Origin of the sequence: Pseudomonas sp. NPDC096950 (assembly GCF_044762525.1) — a bacterium.
Classification (GTDB): Bacteria; Pseudomonadota; Gammaproteobacteria; order Pseudomonadales; family Pseudomonadaceae; genus Aquipseudomonas.
In genome coordinates this window covers 338,656-353,701 of record NZ_JBIWEL010000004.1, presented here as the reverse complement: position 1 = coordinate 353,701, position 15,046 = coordinate 338,656, and the positions used below count along the sequence as shown (strand labels likewise).

Annotated in this window: 9 protein-coding genes; 4 read left to right on the top strand and 5 right to left on the bottom strand. The window is 61.2% G+C overall.

Annotated features, from left to right (window positions below):
• Positions 1–58: 58 nt before the first annotated feature.
• Positions 59–1,489, bottom strand: coding sequence for a cytochrome c oxidase accessory protein CcoG (ccoG, locus tag ACIQY3_RS10245; RefSeq protein WP_403019042.1), 1,431 nt, complete (start codon positions 1,487–1,489; stop codon positions 59–61).
• Between the two features lie 195 nt (positions 1,490–1,684).
• Positions 1,685–1,918 (bottom strand): DUF3203 family protein, encoded by a 234-nt coding sequence (locus ACIQY3_RS10240; protein WP_403019041.1) that lies wholly within the window; start codon positions 1,916–1,918, stop codon positions 1,685–1,687.
• A gap of 121 nt (positions 1,919–2,039) precedes the next feature.
• Between ACIQY3_RS10240 and ACIQY3_RS10235 the strand changes: the two genes are divergently transcribed.
• Complete coding sequence (locus ACIQY3_RS10235; protein ID WP_403019040.1) at positions 2,040–2,546, top strand: MgtC/SapB family protein; 507 nt, start codon at positions 2,040–2,042, stop codon at positions 2,544–2,546.
• A 35-nt stretch (positions 2,547–2,581) separates the two neighbouring features.
• Here the strand turns inward: ACIQY3_RS10235 and ACIQY3_RS10230 are convergent, their stop codons facing one another.
• On the bottom strand, positions 2,582–2,746 hold the full coding sequence (locus ACIQY3_RS10230) for a hypothetical protein (protein ID WP_177331432.1): 165 nt from the start codon (positions 2,744–2,746) through the stop codon (positions 2,582–2,584).
• Between the two features lie 217 nt (positions 2,747–2,963).
• Between ACIQY3_RS10230 and ACIQY3_RS10225 the strand changes: the two genes are divergently transcribed.
• From ACIQY3_RS10225 to glgB, 3 genes are all read left to right on the top strand, one after another.
• Positions 2,964–4,958, top strand: coding sequence for an alpha-1,4-glucan--maltose-1-phosphate maltosyltransferase (locus tag ACIQY3_RS10225; protein WP_403019038.1), 1,995 nt, complete (start codon positions 2,964–2,966; stop codon positions 4,956–4,958).
• Between the two features lie 156 nt (positions 4,959–5,114).
• The gene (gene treS, locus ACIQY3_RS10220) at positions 5,115–8,456 is read left to right on the top strand and encodes a maltose alpha-D-glucosyltransferase (protein ID WP_403019037.1); all 3,342 of its coding nucleotides are present in this window, start codon (positions 5,115–5,117) and stop codon (positions 8,454–8,456) included.
• A 2-nt stretch (positions 8,457–8,458) separates the two neighbouring features.
• A complete protein-coding gene (glgB, locus tag ACIQY3_RS10215) occupies positions 8,459–10,690 on the top strand; it encodes a 1,4-alpha-glucan branching protein GlgB (RefSeq protein WP_403019036.1) in 2,232 nt (743 codons plus the stop codon).
• A gap of 129 nt (positions 10,691–10,819) precedes the next feature.
• Here glgB and ACIQY3_RS10210 read toward each other — a convergent pair whose 3' ends face one another.
• Both ACIQY3_RS10210 and ACIQY3_RS10205 read right to left on the bottom strand, forming a co-directional pair.
• Positions 10,820–11,887, bottom strand: a complete 1,068-nt coding sequence (locus tag ACIQY3_RS10210) for an autotransporter domain-containing protein (RefSeq protein WP_403019035.1) — start codon at positions 11,885–11,887, stop codon at positions 10,820–10,822.
• 321 nt (positions 11,888–12,208) lie between these two features.
• A complete protein-coding gene (locus tag ACIQY3_RS10205) occupies positions 12,209–14,914 on the bottom strand; it encodes an autotransporter outer membrane beta-barrel domain-containing protein (RefSeq protein WP_403019033.1) in 2,706 nt (901 codons plus the stop codon).
• Positions 14,915–15,046 lie beyond the last annotated feature (132 nt).

Genomic DNA, 15,046 nt, shown 5'->3' with positions numbered 1-15,046 from the left:
GCTCCCACATTGGAATGCGTTTCAAATGTGGGAGCGAGGCTTGCCGCAGTCTAAAGGTTCAACGATTCATCGGCGCAACAAACCGGCTCTGGGCCACGCTGTAGATGTCCGGCTCATCGCTGTCGACAATTTTGAAGCTGATCGTCTGAGAGCTGCTGCTCGGCCGTTCCGTGGTCATCGCCACCGACACCGGCACGTCGATAATCTCGCCCGGAGCCAGGCTCAGCCCGGTCTTGCCTTGCAACTGGAAGCCCTCGCCATCTACCAGGCTCAGGCGGTATTCCTGGCGCTGCTGGGTCTTGTTGATGACTTTCAGACTGTAGATGTTCTCGATCTGGCCCTCACTGTTCTCGCGGTACATGCCACGGTCTTTGGTGACGTCCAGGGACACCATCGGCCGTTCCACCAGCGCCAGGGCCAGTGCGCCGATCATCACCAGCAGCACCGCCGTGTAACCGATCAACCGTGGCCGCAGCAGGTGGGTCTTGCCGCCTTGCAATTCATGCTCCGAGGTGTAGCTGATCAGGCCGCGAGCGTAGCCCATTTTGTCCATGATCGAATCGCAGGCGTCGATGCACGCCGCGCAGCCGATGCATTCCATCTGCAAGCCGTCGCGGATGTCGATGCCGGTGGGGCAGACCTGCACGCAGACCTGGCAGTCGATGCAATCACCGAGGCCAACGTCCGCCGGTTTGACCTCGCGTTTGCGCGGGCCACGGTTTTCGCCACGGGACACGTCGTAGGAAATGGTCAGGGTGTCCTTGTCGAACATCACGCTCTGGAACCGCGCATACGGGCACATATGCATGCACACCGCTTCGCGCAGCCAACCGGCATTGATGTAGGTGGCGCCGGTGAAGAAGATCACCCAGAACAGACTGACGCCGGCCATTTGCAGGGTCAGCAGTTCTTCGGCCAGTGGCCGGATCGGAGTGAAGTAGCCGACAAAGGTCAGGCCGGTGAGCAGGCTGATGCCCAGCCATAACGTGTGCTTGGCCGAGCGGCGCAGCAATTTGTTCAGGCTCCACGGCGCGGCTTGCAGCTTGATGCGCTGGTTGCGTTCACCTTCGGTGACTTTCTCGCACCACATGAAGATCCAGGTCCAGGAGCTTTGTGGGCAGGTGTAACCGCACCAGACCCGGCCGGCGAACACGGTAATCGCGAACAGGCCGAACGCGGCAATGATCAGTAGCGCCGAGAGCAGGATGAAATCCTGGGGCCAGAAGGTTGCGCCAAAAATGTGGAATTTGCTTTCCGACAGATCCCACAGCACTGCCTGGCGGCCGTTCCAGTTCAGCCACACGGTGCCAAAAAAGGCGAGGAACAGGAAACCGGCACCGCTCATGCGCAAGGTGCGGTACAGGCCGGTGAAGCTGCGGGTGTGGATCAGGTTGTCGCTGGATTTGGCCTTCATCTTTGGACGCGAAGGCTCATAGCGCTGGACTGCCGGGGCGCTTTCTACGGTTCGGACGGGGATTCTCTCGCTCATGGTCGTTCGCTCATCAGCCTCCATCAGGCCGGTGCACTATGAGCGGCGATCTGTTTGCATAACAGACTCAGGTATTGCAATAAAAAGCGGATCAGATGGACTTTTAACGAATGCCTGCGACAACTTGATGCACCCGCCAACGCAGGCCGCGAGCGCCTATCCCAGACGCTCGCGGCGGTTGTTGATGCGGGTCAGTCAAATCACCGAATCACTGTCGGTAGCCTTCAAATGCTTACGACCGTCGACCGCACCTGCTACGGTCAATGCGTCGGCTTCTGCTTCGGTGATGTAGACGCGCTGGCCATTGAGTTCCACGGCCGACATGGCTTTTTCCGAGTCGGTGATGATGGTGACGTCGGGGCACAGACGAATCTCTTCGCCGTTTTCGATAGTGAAAAAGCAGGTCTGGTTTTCGATGCGCACGGTCATGGGACTGTCCTTTTTTCAGCGGAGACTAAAACGTTAGGTCACGCGGGACGGGCATCGTTCTGTGCAACCGATTAATGGTCGGCGCGGTCCATCGTCTATCAATCATTACAAGGACTGCGCCATGAATGCTTGGTGGCATGAAGTTTGGGTGACGTTGCAAGCGGAGTTCGCCGACGTTGGCGACGCTTCGCAACTGACGCGGATAACCGTGCGCCTGCTGATGGCCGCCGTGCTGGGGGGCATTCTCGGTTTCGAGCGCGAGCACAAGGGCAAGGCTGCCGGGGTGCGCACGCACATGCTGGTGGCGTTGGGCGCGGCGCTGTTTGTGCTGGTGCCGCAGATGTCCGGCAGCCAGGCCGATGCCATGAGCAGGGTGGTGCAGGGCGTGATTGCCGGGATCGGCTTTCTCGGCGCCGGGACGATCTTGAAGAACACCGAGGGCGACGAGGGGCACGTAAAAGGACTGACCACCGCCGCCGGGTTGTGGATGACCGCGGCGATTGGTGTTTCCGCCGGATTGGGGCGCGAAGCGACGGCGGTGCTCAGTACGTTGCTGGCATTAGCGATATTCAGCGTCATGCCAGCGGTGGTGCGCATGCTCGACAGAGATCGTAGCCCCAGGGACTGATCGTTCCCACGCTCCGCGTGGGAACGATCAGAGCGTTATGGACTGACGATCACCGGCGGCATGGTGGCCGGTGGCTCTTCCATGGGCGGCGGGGTCGTGCCAGGCGGCTCTTGCTCGGGCACCGGGTCCGGTTCGGTGGGCGGAATGGTCGGGTTGTCGATGTTCGGATCAGGGGTTTCAGCCGGGATTGGAATACTCATCAGTCAAGCTCCTTGTGGCACATGGCGTAACTCGTGCTTAAGTTTGTTGACCACCGCGCACAGGATTTGATTCCCGCTAACACTCAGGCAAATCCCCGTGAACTTTTACCGGCGCCTGTCGCTCGGAACCTAAGTGAGTTCATTCCGGGACGGAACGCCCCATGTGGATGAACATCAAGCAAAAGAGCGTCCTTGGGGCGTAAAGGAGAGATGCTCGATGATCGCTGAAAAACCGACCGAACTCAGTTACAACCCGCATATGCCGCTGTCGCAGGCTTTGTTGCTGCCGCGCATTGCGATTGAAAATGTGATGCCGACCCTCGATGGCGGACTGTTTGCCGTCAAAGCGGTGGTGGGGCAGGACGTGCTGGTCACCAGCAAAGTCTTCGCCGACGGCCACGACAAACTGGCCGTGCGCATCCGCTGGCGTGGCGAGGGCGAGGAGTCCTGGCACAGCGAAACCATGGCTGACCTGGGCAACAACGGCTGGCAGGGACGCTTTCGCGTCGAGCGCCAGGGTCGCCACGTGTTCTGCATCGAGGCCTGGATCGATCAGTTCGCCAGCTTCTGTTATGAGCTGGAAAAGAAACACACCGCCCGCGTACCGGTGAGCCTGGAGTTGCAGGAAGGCCGGACCATGGTCCAGCAAGCCGCCGAGCGCAGCGAAGGGCAACTCAGCGAGCAACTGGCCGGGCTGCACCATGAATTGTCCGGGCTGCTCGAAACCGAGCAGGTGGCGCTGTTCCTGCACCAGCGTAGCGCCGACCTGATGGCCCAGGCCGATCACCGCGCCTACCTGAGCCTGAGCCAGGAATTCCCGCTGGATGCCGAACGGGACATCGCCCAGTTCGCCAGTTGGTACGAGTTGTTTCCCCGCTCGATCACCGACGATCCGGCGCGCCACGGCACATTCAACGATGTGCACTCGCGGCTGCCGATGATCCAGGACATGGGTTTCGACGTGCTGTACTTCCCGCCGATCCACCCGATCGGTCGCAGCTACCGCAAAGGTCCGAACAACTCCTTGACCGCCGGCCCCGACGATCCGGGCAGCCCGTACGCTATCGGCAGCGCCGAAGGCGGGCACGAGGCGATTCATTCCGAGCTCGGCACCCGTGAAGACTTCCGCAGGCTGGTGGTTGCAGCGGCGGAACACGGGCTGGAAATCGCCCTCGATTTCGCCATCCAGTGTTCCCAGGATCACCCGTGGCTGCAGCAGCATCCGGGCTGGTTCAACTGGCGCCCCGACGGCACGATCAAATACGCCGAGAACCCGCCGAAGAAATACCAGGACATCGTCAACGTCGATTTCTACGCCGCCGACGCGATCCCCAGCCTCTGGGTGGAATTGCGCGACATCGTGGTCGGTTGGGTCGAGGAGGGCGTGAAGATCTTTCGCGTCGACAACCCGCACACCAAGCCGCTGCCGTTCTGGCAATGGCTGATTGCGGATGTGCGGGCGCTGCACCCGGAAGTGATCTTCCTCGCCGAAGCCTTTACCACCCCGGCGATGATGGCGCGCCTCGGCAAGGTTGGTTATTCCCAGAGCTACACCTACTTCACCTGGCGCAACACCAAGGCGGAATTGGCCACCTACTTCAGTGAACTCAACGAGTCGCCTTGGAGTGAATGCTTCCGTCCGAACTTCTTCGTGAATACCCCGGATATCAACCCGGCGTTCTTGCACGAATCCGGGCGCGCCGGTTTTCTGATTCGCGCGGCACTGGCGACCATGGGCTCTGGCCTGTGGGGTATGTATTCGGGTTTCGAACTCTGTGAAGCGGCGCCGATCCCGGGCAAAGAGGAATACCTCAACTCCGAGAAGTACGAGATCCGTCCACGGGACTTCAATGCGCCGGGCAACATCATTGCCGAGATTGCCCAGCTCAACCGCATCCGCCGCCAGAACCCGGCGCTGCACACGCACCTGGGCCTGAAGATCTACAACGCCTGGAACGACAACATACTGTATTTCGGCAAGCGCAGCGCCGATGGCAGCAACTTCATTCTGGTGGCCGTCAGCCTGGACCCGAATAACGTCCAGGAAGCGAATTTCGAACTGCCGCTGTGGGAAATGGGCTTGCCCGACGACGCCCAGACCCAGGGTGAAGACTTGATGAGCGGCCATCGCTGGACGTGGTACGGCAAGTACCAGTCCATGCGCATCGACCCGGCCCACCAGCCGTTCGGGATTTGGCGGATTACCGTCTAGACCACTGCTTTGATCGTTCCCACGCTCCGCGTGGGAATGCCGCCCTGGACGCTCCGCGTCCGCCGCGGTGACGCAGAGCGTCACTGGATGCATTCCCACGCAAAGCGTGGGAACGATCTCGGTCAGGGCGCTCTCTCGTTTCAACAGGAGTTTCAAATGGCGAAGAAACCCAAGGCCACAACGTTCATCAAGGATCCGCTCTGGTACAAGGACGCTGTGATTTACCAGGTTCACGTTAAGTCTTTTTTCGACTCCAACAATGACGGGATCGGCGACTTTCCCGGTCTTATCGCCAAACTCGATTACATTGCCGATCTCGGCGTCAACACCATCTGGCTGTTGCCGTTCTACCCCTCGCCACGCCGGGACGACGGCTACGACATCGCCGAATACCGTGGCGTGCATTCCGACTACGGCACCATGGCCGACGCCAAGCGCTTTATCGCCGAGGCGCACAAGCGTGGCTTGCGGGTGATCACCGAGCTGGTCATCAACCACACCTCCGACCAGCACGCGTGGTTTCAGCGTGCGCGCAAGGCCAAGAAAGGCTCGGCGGCCCGGGACTTCTATGTCTGGTCCGATGACGATCAAAAGTACGACGGCACCCGGATCATCTTCCTCGACACCGAAAAGTCCAACTGGACCTGGGACCCGGTCGCCGGCCAATACTTCTGGCACCGTTTCTATTCCCACCAGCCGGACCTGAACTTCGATAACCCCCAAGTCATGAAAGCGGTGTTGTCGGTGATGCGTTACTGGCTGGACATGGGCATCGACGGCCTGCGCCTGGACGCGATCCCGTACCTGATAGAGCGCGACGGCACCAACAACGAAAACCTGCCCGAGACCCACGACGTCCTCAAGCAGATCCGTGCCGAAATCGATGCGAATTACCCGGACCGAATGCTGCTGGCCGAGGCCAATCAGTGGCCGGAAGACACGCAGCTGTACTTCGGTGACACCGATAAAAAAGGCCTGAACGGCGACGAATGCCACATGGCGTTCCACTTCCCGTTGATGCCGCGCATGTACATGGCGCTGGCCCAGGAAGACCGCTTCCCGATCACCGACATCCTGCGCCAGACCCCGGAGATCCCGGCCAACTGCCAGTGGGCGATTTTCCTGCGCAACCACGATGAGCTGACCCTGGAAATGGTCACCGACAAGGAACGCGATTACCTGTGGAATTACTACGCCGCCGACCGTCGGGCGCGGATCAACCTGGGGATTCGCCGCCGTCTCGCGCCGTTGATGGAGCGTGATCGTCGCCGCGTGGAATTGCTTAACAGCCTGCTGCTGTCGATGCCCGGTACGCCGACGATGTATTACGGCGATGAAATCGGCATGGGCGACAACATCTACCTCGGCGACCGCGACGGTGTGCGCACGCCGATGCAATGGTCTATCGACCGTAATGGCGGCTTCTCCCGCGCCGACCCGGCCAGCCTGGTGCTGCCGCCGATCATGGACCCGCAATACGGTTACCTGTCGGTCAACGTCGAAACCCAGGCCGGCGACCCGCATTCGCTGCTGAACTGGACCCGCCGCATGCTCGCCGTGCGCAAGCAGTCCAAGGCCTTCGGGCGCGGCACGCTGAAGATGCTGTCGCCGAGCAACCGGCGGATTCTGGCCTACACCCGTGAATTCACCGGGACCGACGGCAAGCACGAAATCATTCTCTGCGTGGCCAACGTGTCCCGCAGTGCGCAAGCGGCGGAACTCGACTTGTCGGCCTACGCCGGCATGGTCCCGGTGGAAATGCTGGGCGGGAACGCCTTCCCACCGATCGGCCAGTTGAATTTCCTCCTGACCCTGGCGCCGTACGGCTTCTATTGGTTTGTACTGGCAGCGGAGAATCAAATGCCGAGCTGGCACGTGGAACCGGCGCAAAGCCTGCCGGACTTCACCACCCTGGTGCTGAAGAAACGCATGGAAGAACTGCTCGAAGCGCCGTCTCGCGGCACGCTGGAGCAGGGCATCCTGCCGAACTGGCTGCAAAACCGTCGCTGGTTCGCCGGCAAGGACGCGGCGATCGAGAAGGTCAACCTGGCCTACGGCGTGCGCTTTGGCGATCCGCAGCATCCAGTGCTGTTGAGCGAAATCGAAGTCACCAGCGGTGGCCAGACCAGCCGTTATCAATTGCCGTTCGGTTTTATCGCCGAAGATCAGGTCGGTGCGCCGTTGCCGCAACAATTGGCGCTGTCCCGGGTTCGGCGCGGGCCGCAGGTCGGTTTGATCACCGATGCGTTTGCCCTGGAAAACTTTATCCGCGCCGTGGTCGAGGGCATGCACAGCAACACTGTGTTGCCGTCCGATGGTGGCGAAATCCGTTTCGAGCCGACCGCGCAACTGGCCAAGCTTGGCCTGACGGCAGAGTCGGAAGTGCGTTACCTGTCCGCCGAACAGTCCAACAGTTCGGTGGTGGTCGGTAAAAGCATGGTGCTCAAGCTGATCCGCAAAGTCGCCTCGGGCGTGCACCCGGAACTGGAGATGAGCGCCTACCTGACCAGCGCCGGGTTTGCCAACATTTCCCCGTTGCTGGGTTCGGTGATTCGCCGCGACGGCCAGGGCGAAGACAACCTGCTGATGATCGCCCAAGGCTACTTGAGCAATCAGGGCGACGCCTGGGAATGGACCCAGAACAACCTCGAACGCGCCCTGCGGGATGAACTGGCCGACGCCATGTCCGAGCAGGAGCAGCACTACAACGCTTTGGGTGAATTGAAAGATTTCGCCGGCATGCTCGGCCAGCGCCTCGGGGAAATGCACGTGGTGCTGGCATCGGCCACCGACGACCCGGATTTCGCCCCGCAGGTCACCACGGAGAAACAAGCCCTGGCCTCGGCCAAGGACGTGGCGGCGCAACTGGAACATTCGCTGAAGTTGCTCAAGCAGCATCAAAACGAATTGAACCCGGCGGACAAAGCACTGGTCACTCGCTTGCTGGACAACAAAAAAACCATCCTCGGGCATGTCCAGGAACTGGGCAGAAAAGCCGCGGGTGGTTTGCGGATTCGGGTCCATGGCGATTTGCATTTGGGCCAGGTGCTGGTGATCAAGGGCGATGCTTACCTGATCGACTTCGAAGGCGAGCCGGCACGGCCGCTGAGCGAACGTCGCGGCAAGCACAGTCCGTATAAAGATGTCAGCGGCGTGTTGCGATCCTTCGACTACGCCGCCGCGATGGCGATCAACGTGCACAACGTCGACAACACCGCCGATGCCCAAGCGGCGCGGCAACGGGTCGCTGATCGCTATCTGAATGAAGCGCAACAGGCATTTATCGACGCTTATCGGCTGGCGGCAGCTAGTCTTGGTCATGCGTGGCAAGATCCTGAAGGCGAGGACGCCGCACTGGCGTTGTTCGGCCTGGAGAAGGCGGCCTATGAAGTGGCTTATGAGGCGGAAAACCGCCCCACTTGGCTGCCGGTGCCGTTGCACGGTTTGTATGGGTTATTGAGTGGGCTCAAACCCTTTTCCGATCTTGGTGGAGAGTAGTCATGAGTTTCTCGAACAAGGAACAGGGGCATCACAAAGAAGCGCTGTTGCCCAAGGCGCGGGACATTGACGCGCTGGTACGCGCAGAACACCACGATCCGTTTTCCATCCTCGGCCCCCACGGCGATGACCATGGCGGGCAATTCATCCGGGCCTATCTGCCGGACGCACTGAGCGTCCAGGTATTGGCCAAGGATTCCGGCGAAGAGCTGGGCAGCCTTGAAGCCACCCAGACGCCGGGGCTGTTCGTTGGCCACTTCGACCGGGCGCAGCCGTACCTGCTGCGCACCCGTTGGGCCGGCGGCGAGCAAGTCGCCGAAGATCCCTACAGTTTCGGGCCGCTGCTCGGCGAGATGGACTTGTACCTGTTCGCCGAAGGCAATCACCGCGACCTCAGCGCCTGCCTTGGCGCGCAACTGAAAAACGTCGATGGCGTGGACGGCGTGCGCTTTGCCGTATGGGCACCGAATGCGAAACGGGTGTCGGTTGTAGGCGATTTCAACGTCTGGGACGGTCGCCGGCATCCGATGCGCCTGCGTCACCCGACCGGGGTCTGGGAGTTGTTTATCCCGCGCCTGCAAGCGGGGGAGGCGTACAAATACGAAGTCCTCGGTGCCCAAGGGATTCTGCCGCTCAAGGCTGACCCGATGGCCCTGGCCACACAAATGCCGCCGGACACCGCGTCGAAAGTCGCCGCGCCGCTGAGCATCGACTGGCAAGACCAAGAGTGGATGCAGGCTCGCGCGGACAAGCACAAGCCGAGCGCTCCGCTGTCGATCTACGAATTGCACGCCGGTTCGTGGCAATGCGAGCTGGATGATCTGGGGGAAGTCGCCCGTCAGTACACCTGGCACGAGTTGGGCGATCGACTGATTCCGTATGTGAAGGAACTCGGTTTCACCCACATCGAACTGATGCCGATCATGGAACACCCGTTCGGCGGTTCCTGGGGTTATCAGTTGCTGTCGCAGTTTGCCCCGAGCGCCCGTTACGGCTCGCCGGATGACTTCGCCGCGTTCGTCAACGCCTGCCACCAGGCTGACATCGGCGTGATCCTTGATTGGGTGCCAGCGCATTTCCCGACCGATACCCATGGCCTGGCGCAATTCGACGGCACGGCGCTGTATGAATACGCCAACCCGATGGAAGGCTTTCACCAGGATTGGGACACTCTGATCTACAACCTCGGTCGCACCGAAGTGCACGGCTACATGCTGGCGTCGGCGTTGCACTGGCTCAAGCATTTCCACATCGATGGCCTGCGGGTCGATGCCGTGGCGTCGATGCTTTATCGCGACTATTCGCGCAAGGCCGGCGAATGGGTGCCGAACCGTCATGGCGGTCGCGAAAACCTGGAAGCCATCGACTTCCTGCGCCACCTCAATGATGTGGTCAATCTGGAAGCGCCTGGCGCGCTGGTGATCGCCGAGGAGTCCACCGCTTGGCCGGGTGTCAGCCAGGACACGCAACAGGGTGGCCTCGGTTTCGACTACAAGTGGAACATGGGCTGGATGCACGATTCCCTGCATTACATCCAGCAGGATCCGGTGTACCGCGCGCATCATCACAACGAACTGAGTTTCGGCCTGGTCTACGCCTGGTCCGAGCGTTTTATCCTGCCGATTTCCCACGATGAAGTGGTGCACGGCAAGCATTCGCTGATCGACAAGATGCCTGGCGATCGTTGGCAGAAATTCGCAAACCTGCGGGCTTACCTGAGTTTCATGTGGGCGCACCCGGGCAAGAAACTGTTGTTCATGGGCTGCGAGTTTGGCCAGTGGCGCGAGTGGAATCACGATCAGCAACTGGACTGGTACCTGCTGCAGTACTCGGAACACAAAGGCGTGCAGAAACTGGTGGGCGACCTTAACCGGTTGTACCGCGAAGAACCGGCGCTGCACGATCAGGACGATGCGCCGCAGGGCTTCCAGTGGTTGATCGGTGATGACGCGGTCAACAGCGTCTATGCCTTTATGCGCTGGAGCAAGGACGGCCGGCCTGCGCTGGTGGTGGCCAATTTCACCCCGGTGCCGCGTCAGGCTTATCGCATTGGCGTACCGTTCGCCGGGCGCTGGACCGAGCTGATCAACAGCGATGCCGACACCTATGCCGGTTCCAACTATGGCAACGGCGGCGGGGCGTTTACCGAGGAAGAACCGAGCCACGGCCAGGCGCTGTCGCTGGTGCTGAACCTGCCGCCGTTGGCGGTGTTGATCTTGCGGCCGGAGGGTTGATCCTCTAACACCGCGTCATCGTTCTTCGCGAGCAGGCTCGCTCCCACATTGGAATGTATTTCAAATTGTGGGAGCGAGCCTGCTCGCGAAGGCGTTAGCCCAGGCACTGCAGTTCTTGCGGGTAGCCCCTCACCACCGCATCCGAACCCCCAGACTTCCGATCAACCCATTCAAATCATTGTCATCCACATCACTGCTGTAATCGGCACTGACGTAAAGACTGACCGTGGGCGACACCCTGGCCACCAATCCCAAACCCAATTCGACCGTAGACGAATTGCGGCTGCTGCTGATCTTGTCCACCTGGTCCAGGGTCACGGTATTGCCGGTGTACACCGTGTGCCACAAGTTGGTCCGCACATAGGGTTCGACCGGCAGGCCGTTGATGTCGTAACTACCTTTCAATCGCGCACCGACCCGGCCGCTCCAGGACGACAGGTCGCTGGAGGTCGCGTTATTCGCGCCGGCATAAGGTGTGTCCAGGGTGATGCGCTGATTGATCAATTGCGCCTGGGGTTCCACCACCCAGTTCTCACCCAGGCCGATAGGAAAGCCACCTTCCACCGACACCGTCATCGCGCTGCCCTCGGCGGTCTGCCGCATGCCCTGGGCGTCACGGCTGTAGCCGTTGACCCGGCCACCGCTGGCGGTCAAGTCCACGTGCCAGCCTTGGGGCCCGGTCAGGCTCCAATACGCGCCGAGGCTCTGGCCTTGCAGGTTGAGGGTGTCATTGCCGGGATCGGCCATCGCACGACTGGTCAACAGGCCATCGCTATTGCCCTGGTACTGACTGGTGCCGCCGATCAGCCCGACCCGTTGCACGTGACCGCTGCCGCTTTGCAGGGTCAGCAGGGCCGGGCCTTTGAAATCATCAGAGCCGGGGATTGCAAAACCTTCGGACTGAACATCTGTTTGGGCCTGGCGTGACACCTGCCCGTAGAGTTGATCCCAGGCCGCCGGCGCGGCGTCTTCGATGGTCAGGTGTGAACTTCGCAGGTCCGGGTTGAAGGTGTAGCGTCCCGGGTAGGTGGCGGCGACGTTGGGCAAGGTCAATGTCGGCACCTCCTGGCTGTACCAGGGGGTGGTGTCATCCTCGGCGGGGCCGGCCTGTACGTCCATGGACGAACAGAGCAGGAGGGTGCTCGAGACGGTGCAAAAAGTGATTTTGATCTCTTGTGGGGTGAATGACGTTTTCATGGAGGTCTACCTTGCAAACGCATGCCGTTCTCGCTTTGGCGTCTCTCCTACCCCGAATGAGGGGCGACCGAATGGATTGAGGCAAGCCTGGGGCCGCCCGTTTTAACGGGTGTCTGAAGGTTTGTCCCTGGTGTGTTTCCGGGGGTAGTAACGTGTAGCTAAGAAGACCTGTGACCTTGCGTCAAGAAAATGGCCGATAAATGGTAGGGCTATTTTAGCGATTGCAAGTGTCTGTTTTCTGGCGTGTCCATAAGTGATTGTTTGTACAAAAAATCATCAATAAAACCCCAAGACGCGCGTTTTTGATAGTTGGCTAAACACCTACCAACTCATCCGGATACCGACGTTGCCGACCACGCCACGCAGCTGATTGCTGTCAATATTGCTGGTGTAATCGGCACTGGCGTACACACTGACGGACGGGGCGAGGCTCAGGATCACGCCGACACCGAGATCAGCGCTGGAGGATTTCTGTTCGCTCTCGATCCGGTCTACGTGATCAAACGTTACCGTGTCGGTACCGGAAAAGGTGTGCCACAAATTGGCCCGCACATACGGCTCCAGCGGCCGGCCACTCACGGCGTAGCGCCCCTTGAGGCGAGCGCCGAGGCGACCGGTCCAGGCGCCGTCGGAGTCGAAGGACACCCGGGAAATGCCGTCGTCCTGGCTGTCCAGGGAGATCTTCTGGTGGATCACTTGCGCCTGGGGTTCCACCACCCAGTTGCCGGCCAGCGGGATCGGGTAGCCGGCCTCGGCCGAGAGCGTCAGGGCATGCCCACGGTTGTCGAGCTTGAGGCCGCGTTCGGAACGGTTGTCGCCATCAAACCGAGTGCCCATCACCACCGTGTCGACGTACCAGCCCTTGGGATCGGTCAGCGTCCAGTACAAACCGTAACTGTCGCCTTCCAGCTCGACGCTGCCGGCGCGCTTGCCTTCAAAGCCTTCGTTGAAACCATCGACATCGCCCTGCAAGCGGGTGTGGCCGACAAAGAAACCGGTGCGCTGGGTTTGCCCGCTGTCGGTTTGCGAGCTGTACAAATCGTTGCCCACCTGGAAACCGTTGAGCGAACCGTTGAGCCGTGGCGTCACGGTGCCAGCCCAGGTCTGATCGAAGTTCTTGCCGTAGACCCGCCCCCAACCGGCGCCGAATGCCCCGGTTTCCGTCAGCAGGCGCTGATCGCCCTGGCGATCATGAAACGTGCCGAGGGCGCTCAGGGTCAATTGCGCGGCGGCGGGAGGCAGCACCGACCAGGTTGGGACTTCCGGGCGGTACAAGGGAATCGGCGCCGCACCCGGCACGGCGGCAGGCAACACCGGCAGCGGCGAACTGCCGGCCGGCGCCGCTGGCACTGTGACGAGGGTTGGCGGCAGCGTCGGGTCGGCATTGGGGATGCTGATGACTGTGGGCGTCGCGGCGGCTGCCACGAGGATCGGTGGCAAAGTCGGGTCGGGATTGGGGATGCTCACGATCGTCGGCGTTTGCGCCGCCACGGGTGTCGCCGCTGCCGGGGCGACAATCGGCGGCAGGGCCGGATCGGGATTGGGCGTGCTCAAGATCGCTGGCGCGACCACCGCCGAGCGCAGGTACCAACTGTTCTCGGTGCCCGCCGTCACGCCGCCCTTGAACAGACGGTAATCGTAGGCGCCCGCCGATATCGGGCCGCTGAGGACAAATGCGCTGTTATCGCTGACGGCCGTGCCTTGGGCCAGGACCAGCGGGATGCCGTTCTGCTGGGTCAGAGCGCCGACGCCGCCGAGGTTGCTGACACTGATCACGGTGCTGCCGGTCAAGGTGCCGTTGTTCACCACCAGTTTGTCGCTGGGGGAAGTGTCGTCGCCAACCACGCTTTGCAACAGCAACTGGCCGTTGTTGCCGGCGTAGTTGCCCTGCACCGTGAGGGTGTCGTTGGTGCGGGTATTGCTGCGGGTGAGGTCGATCACCCCGGCGTTGTTCAGGGTTGCGAACTGGCCGGCGGTGAACGGTTGGATGCTGCCTTGGGCAGAGGTCAGGGTGCTAGTGCCATCGATGTTGAACACACCGGTGCCGCTGGCGCTGTCGCCCAGTACGAAGTTGCCGGCAAGGTCCAATTGCGCGCCGTTGCTCAGGTTGACCGTTTCCCAGTTGATGTAGCGGGCGGGGCTGCTGGCGGTGGTGCGGTCGAAGGTCAACACATCGTTGCCGGGGCCGCCGTCGAGGCTCGGGGTCAGGGCGAGGATGCTTTCATCCAGGTTGCTCAGGGTCGCGCGGTCATTGCCGACGTCCATCAGGATCGCCGAGCGGATGATGCCGCCGCCATTCCAGGTCAGGGTGTCGTCGCCCACACTGGCGCGGATTTCACCGACGATCTCGCCGCCGGTCACGGTAATGCTGTCGTTGCCACCGCTGACACTGATGTTGCCGCCGATTCGCCCTCCCGAGACGATGATGGTGTCGGTACCGAACCCGGTCACCAGGTTGCCGATGATCTGTCCGCCGGACAGGTCGAAAATATTGTTGTCGAGCTTCATGTCGACCCGGCCGATGGTGCCGTTGGTCATCCTCGCCACATCGCCGTCCTCGAACGCGCCGGTGATCGTGCCGCCGGTCATCAGGAACGTGTCGCGACCGTCGCCCTGGGCGAGGGACTGGATCGTCCCGCCGCTCATGACGAAATTATCGATGCCGTCACCCTGGCTGACGGCGCCGGCGATTTGCCCTCCGGTGATGCGCAGGCTGTCGTTGCCGTTGCCTTGGTCCAGCGCGCCGGCGAGGGTGCCGGAGTCCATCTGCACCGAGTCGGCACCGGCGCCGAACGTCACGTTGCCGTTGATGCGCCCGGTGCCGTTGGCGGGAAAACTCAGGCTGTTGTTACCCGCCAGATCGGTCAATGGGCCGCTGGTGCCGCTGTCGCAGAGGAAGGAATCGTTGCCGGGACCGGCAATCAACGTGCAGGCACCGGAGGCGGGAGGGCTGATGAATATCAGCAGTGAAGCGGGGACAACAAAGATCTGCGGTACTGACCGCAGTAGCCGGGCATAACGACGCATGGCGAATCCCTACCGAGTTTCGGGGATGTCATCCTTGGTGGTTCGCCGGACTGCGTATTAACCCTAATTCATGAACTACGTGAGGCCTATGCCCTAACGAATTGAATGCGCTGCTCCATAGCTTTTTAAGGT

Bases quoted from the DNA above. Each gene is read 5' to 3' on its own strand.
- ccoG (WP_403019042.1), bottom strand. From the start codon at position 1,489: ATGAGCGAGAGAATCCCCGTCCGAACCGTAGAAAGCGCCCCGGCAGTC.
- ACIQY3_RS10240 (WP_403019041.1), bottom strand. From the start codon at position 1,918: ATGACCGTGCGCATCGAAAACCAGACCTGCTTTTTCACTATCGAAAAC.
- ACIQY3_RS10235 (WP_403019040.1), top strand. From the start codon at position 2,040: ATGAATGCTTGGTGGCATGAAGTTTGGGTGACGTTGCAAGCGGAGTTC.
- ACIQY3_RS10230 (WP_177331432.1), bottom strand. From the start codon at position 2,746: ATGAGTATTCCAATCCCGGCTGAAACCCCTGATCCGAACATCGACAAC.
- ACIQY3_RS10225 (WP_403019038.1), top strand. From the start codon at position 2,964: ATGATCGCTGAAAAACCGACCGAACTCAGTTACAACCCGCATATGCCG.
- treS (WP_403019037.1), top strand. From the start codon at position 5,115: ATGGCGAAGAAACCCAAGGCCACAACGTTCATCAAGGATCCGCTCTGG.
- glgB (WP_403019036.1), top strand. From the start codon at position 8,459: ATGAGTTTCTCGAACAAGGAACAGGGGCATCACAAAGAAGCGCTGTTG.
- ACIQY3_RS10210 (WP_403019035.1), bottom strand. From the start codon at position 11,887: ATGAAAACGTCATTCACCCCACAAGAGATCAAAATCACTTTTTGCACC.
- ACIQY3_RS10205 (WP_403019033.1), bottom strand. From the start codon at position 14,914: ATGCGTCGTTATGCCCGGCTACTGCGGTCAGTACCGCAGATCTTTGTT.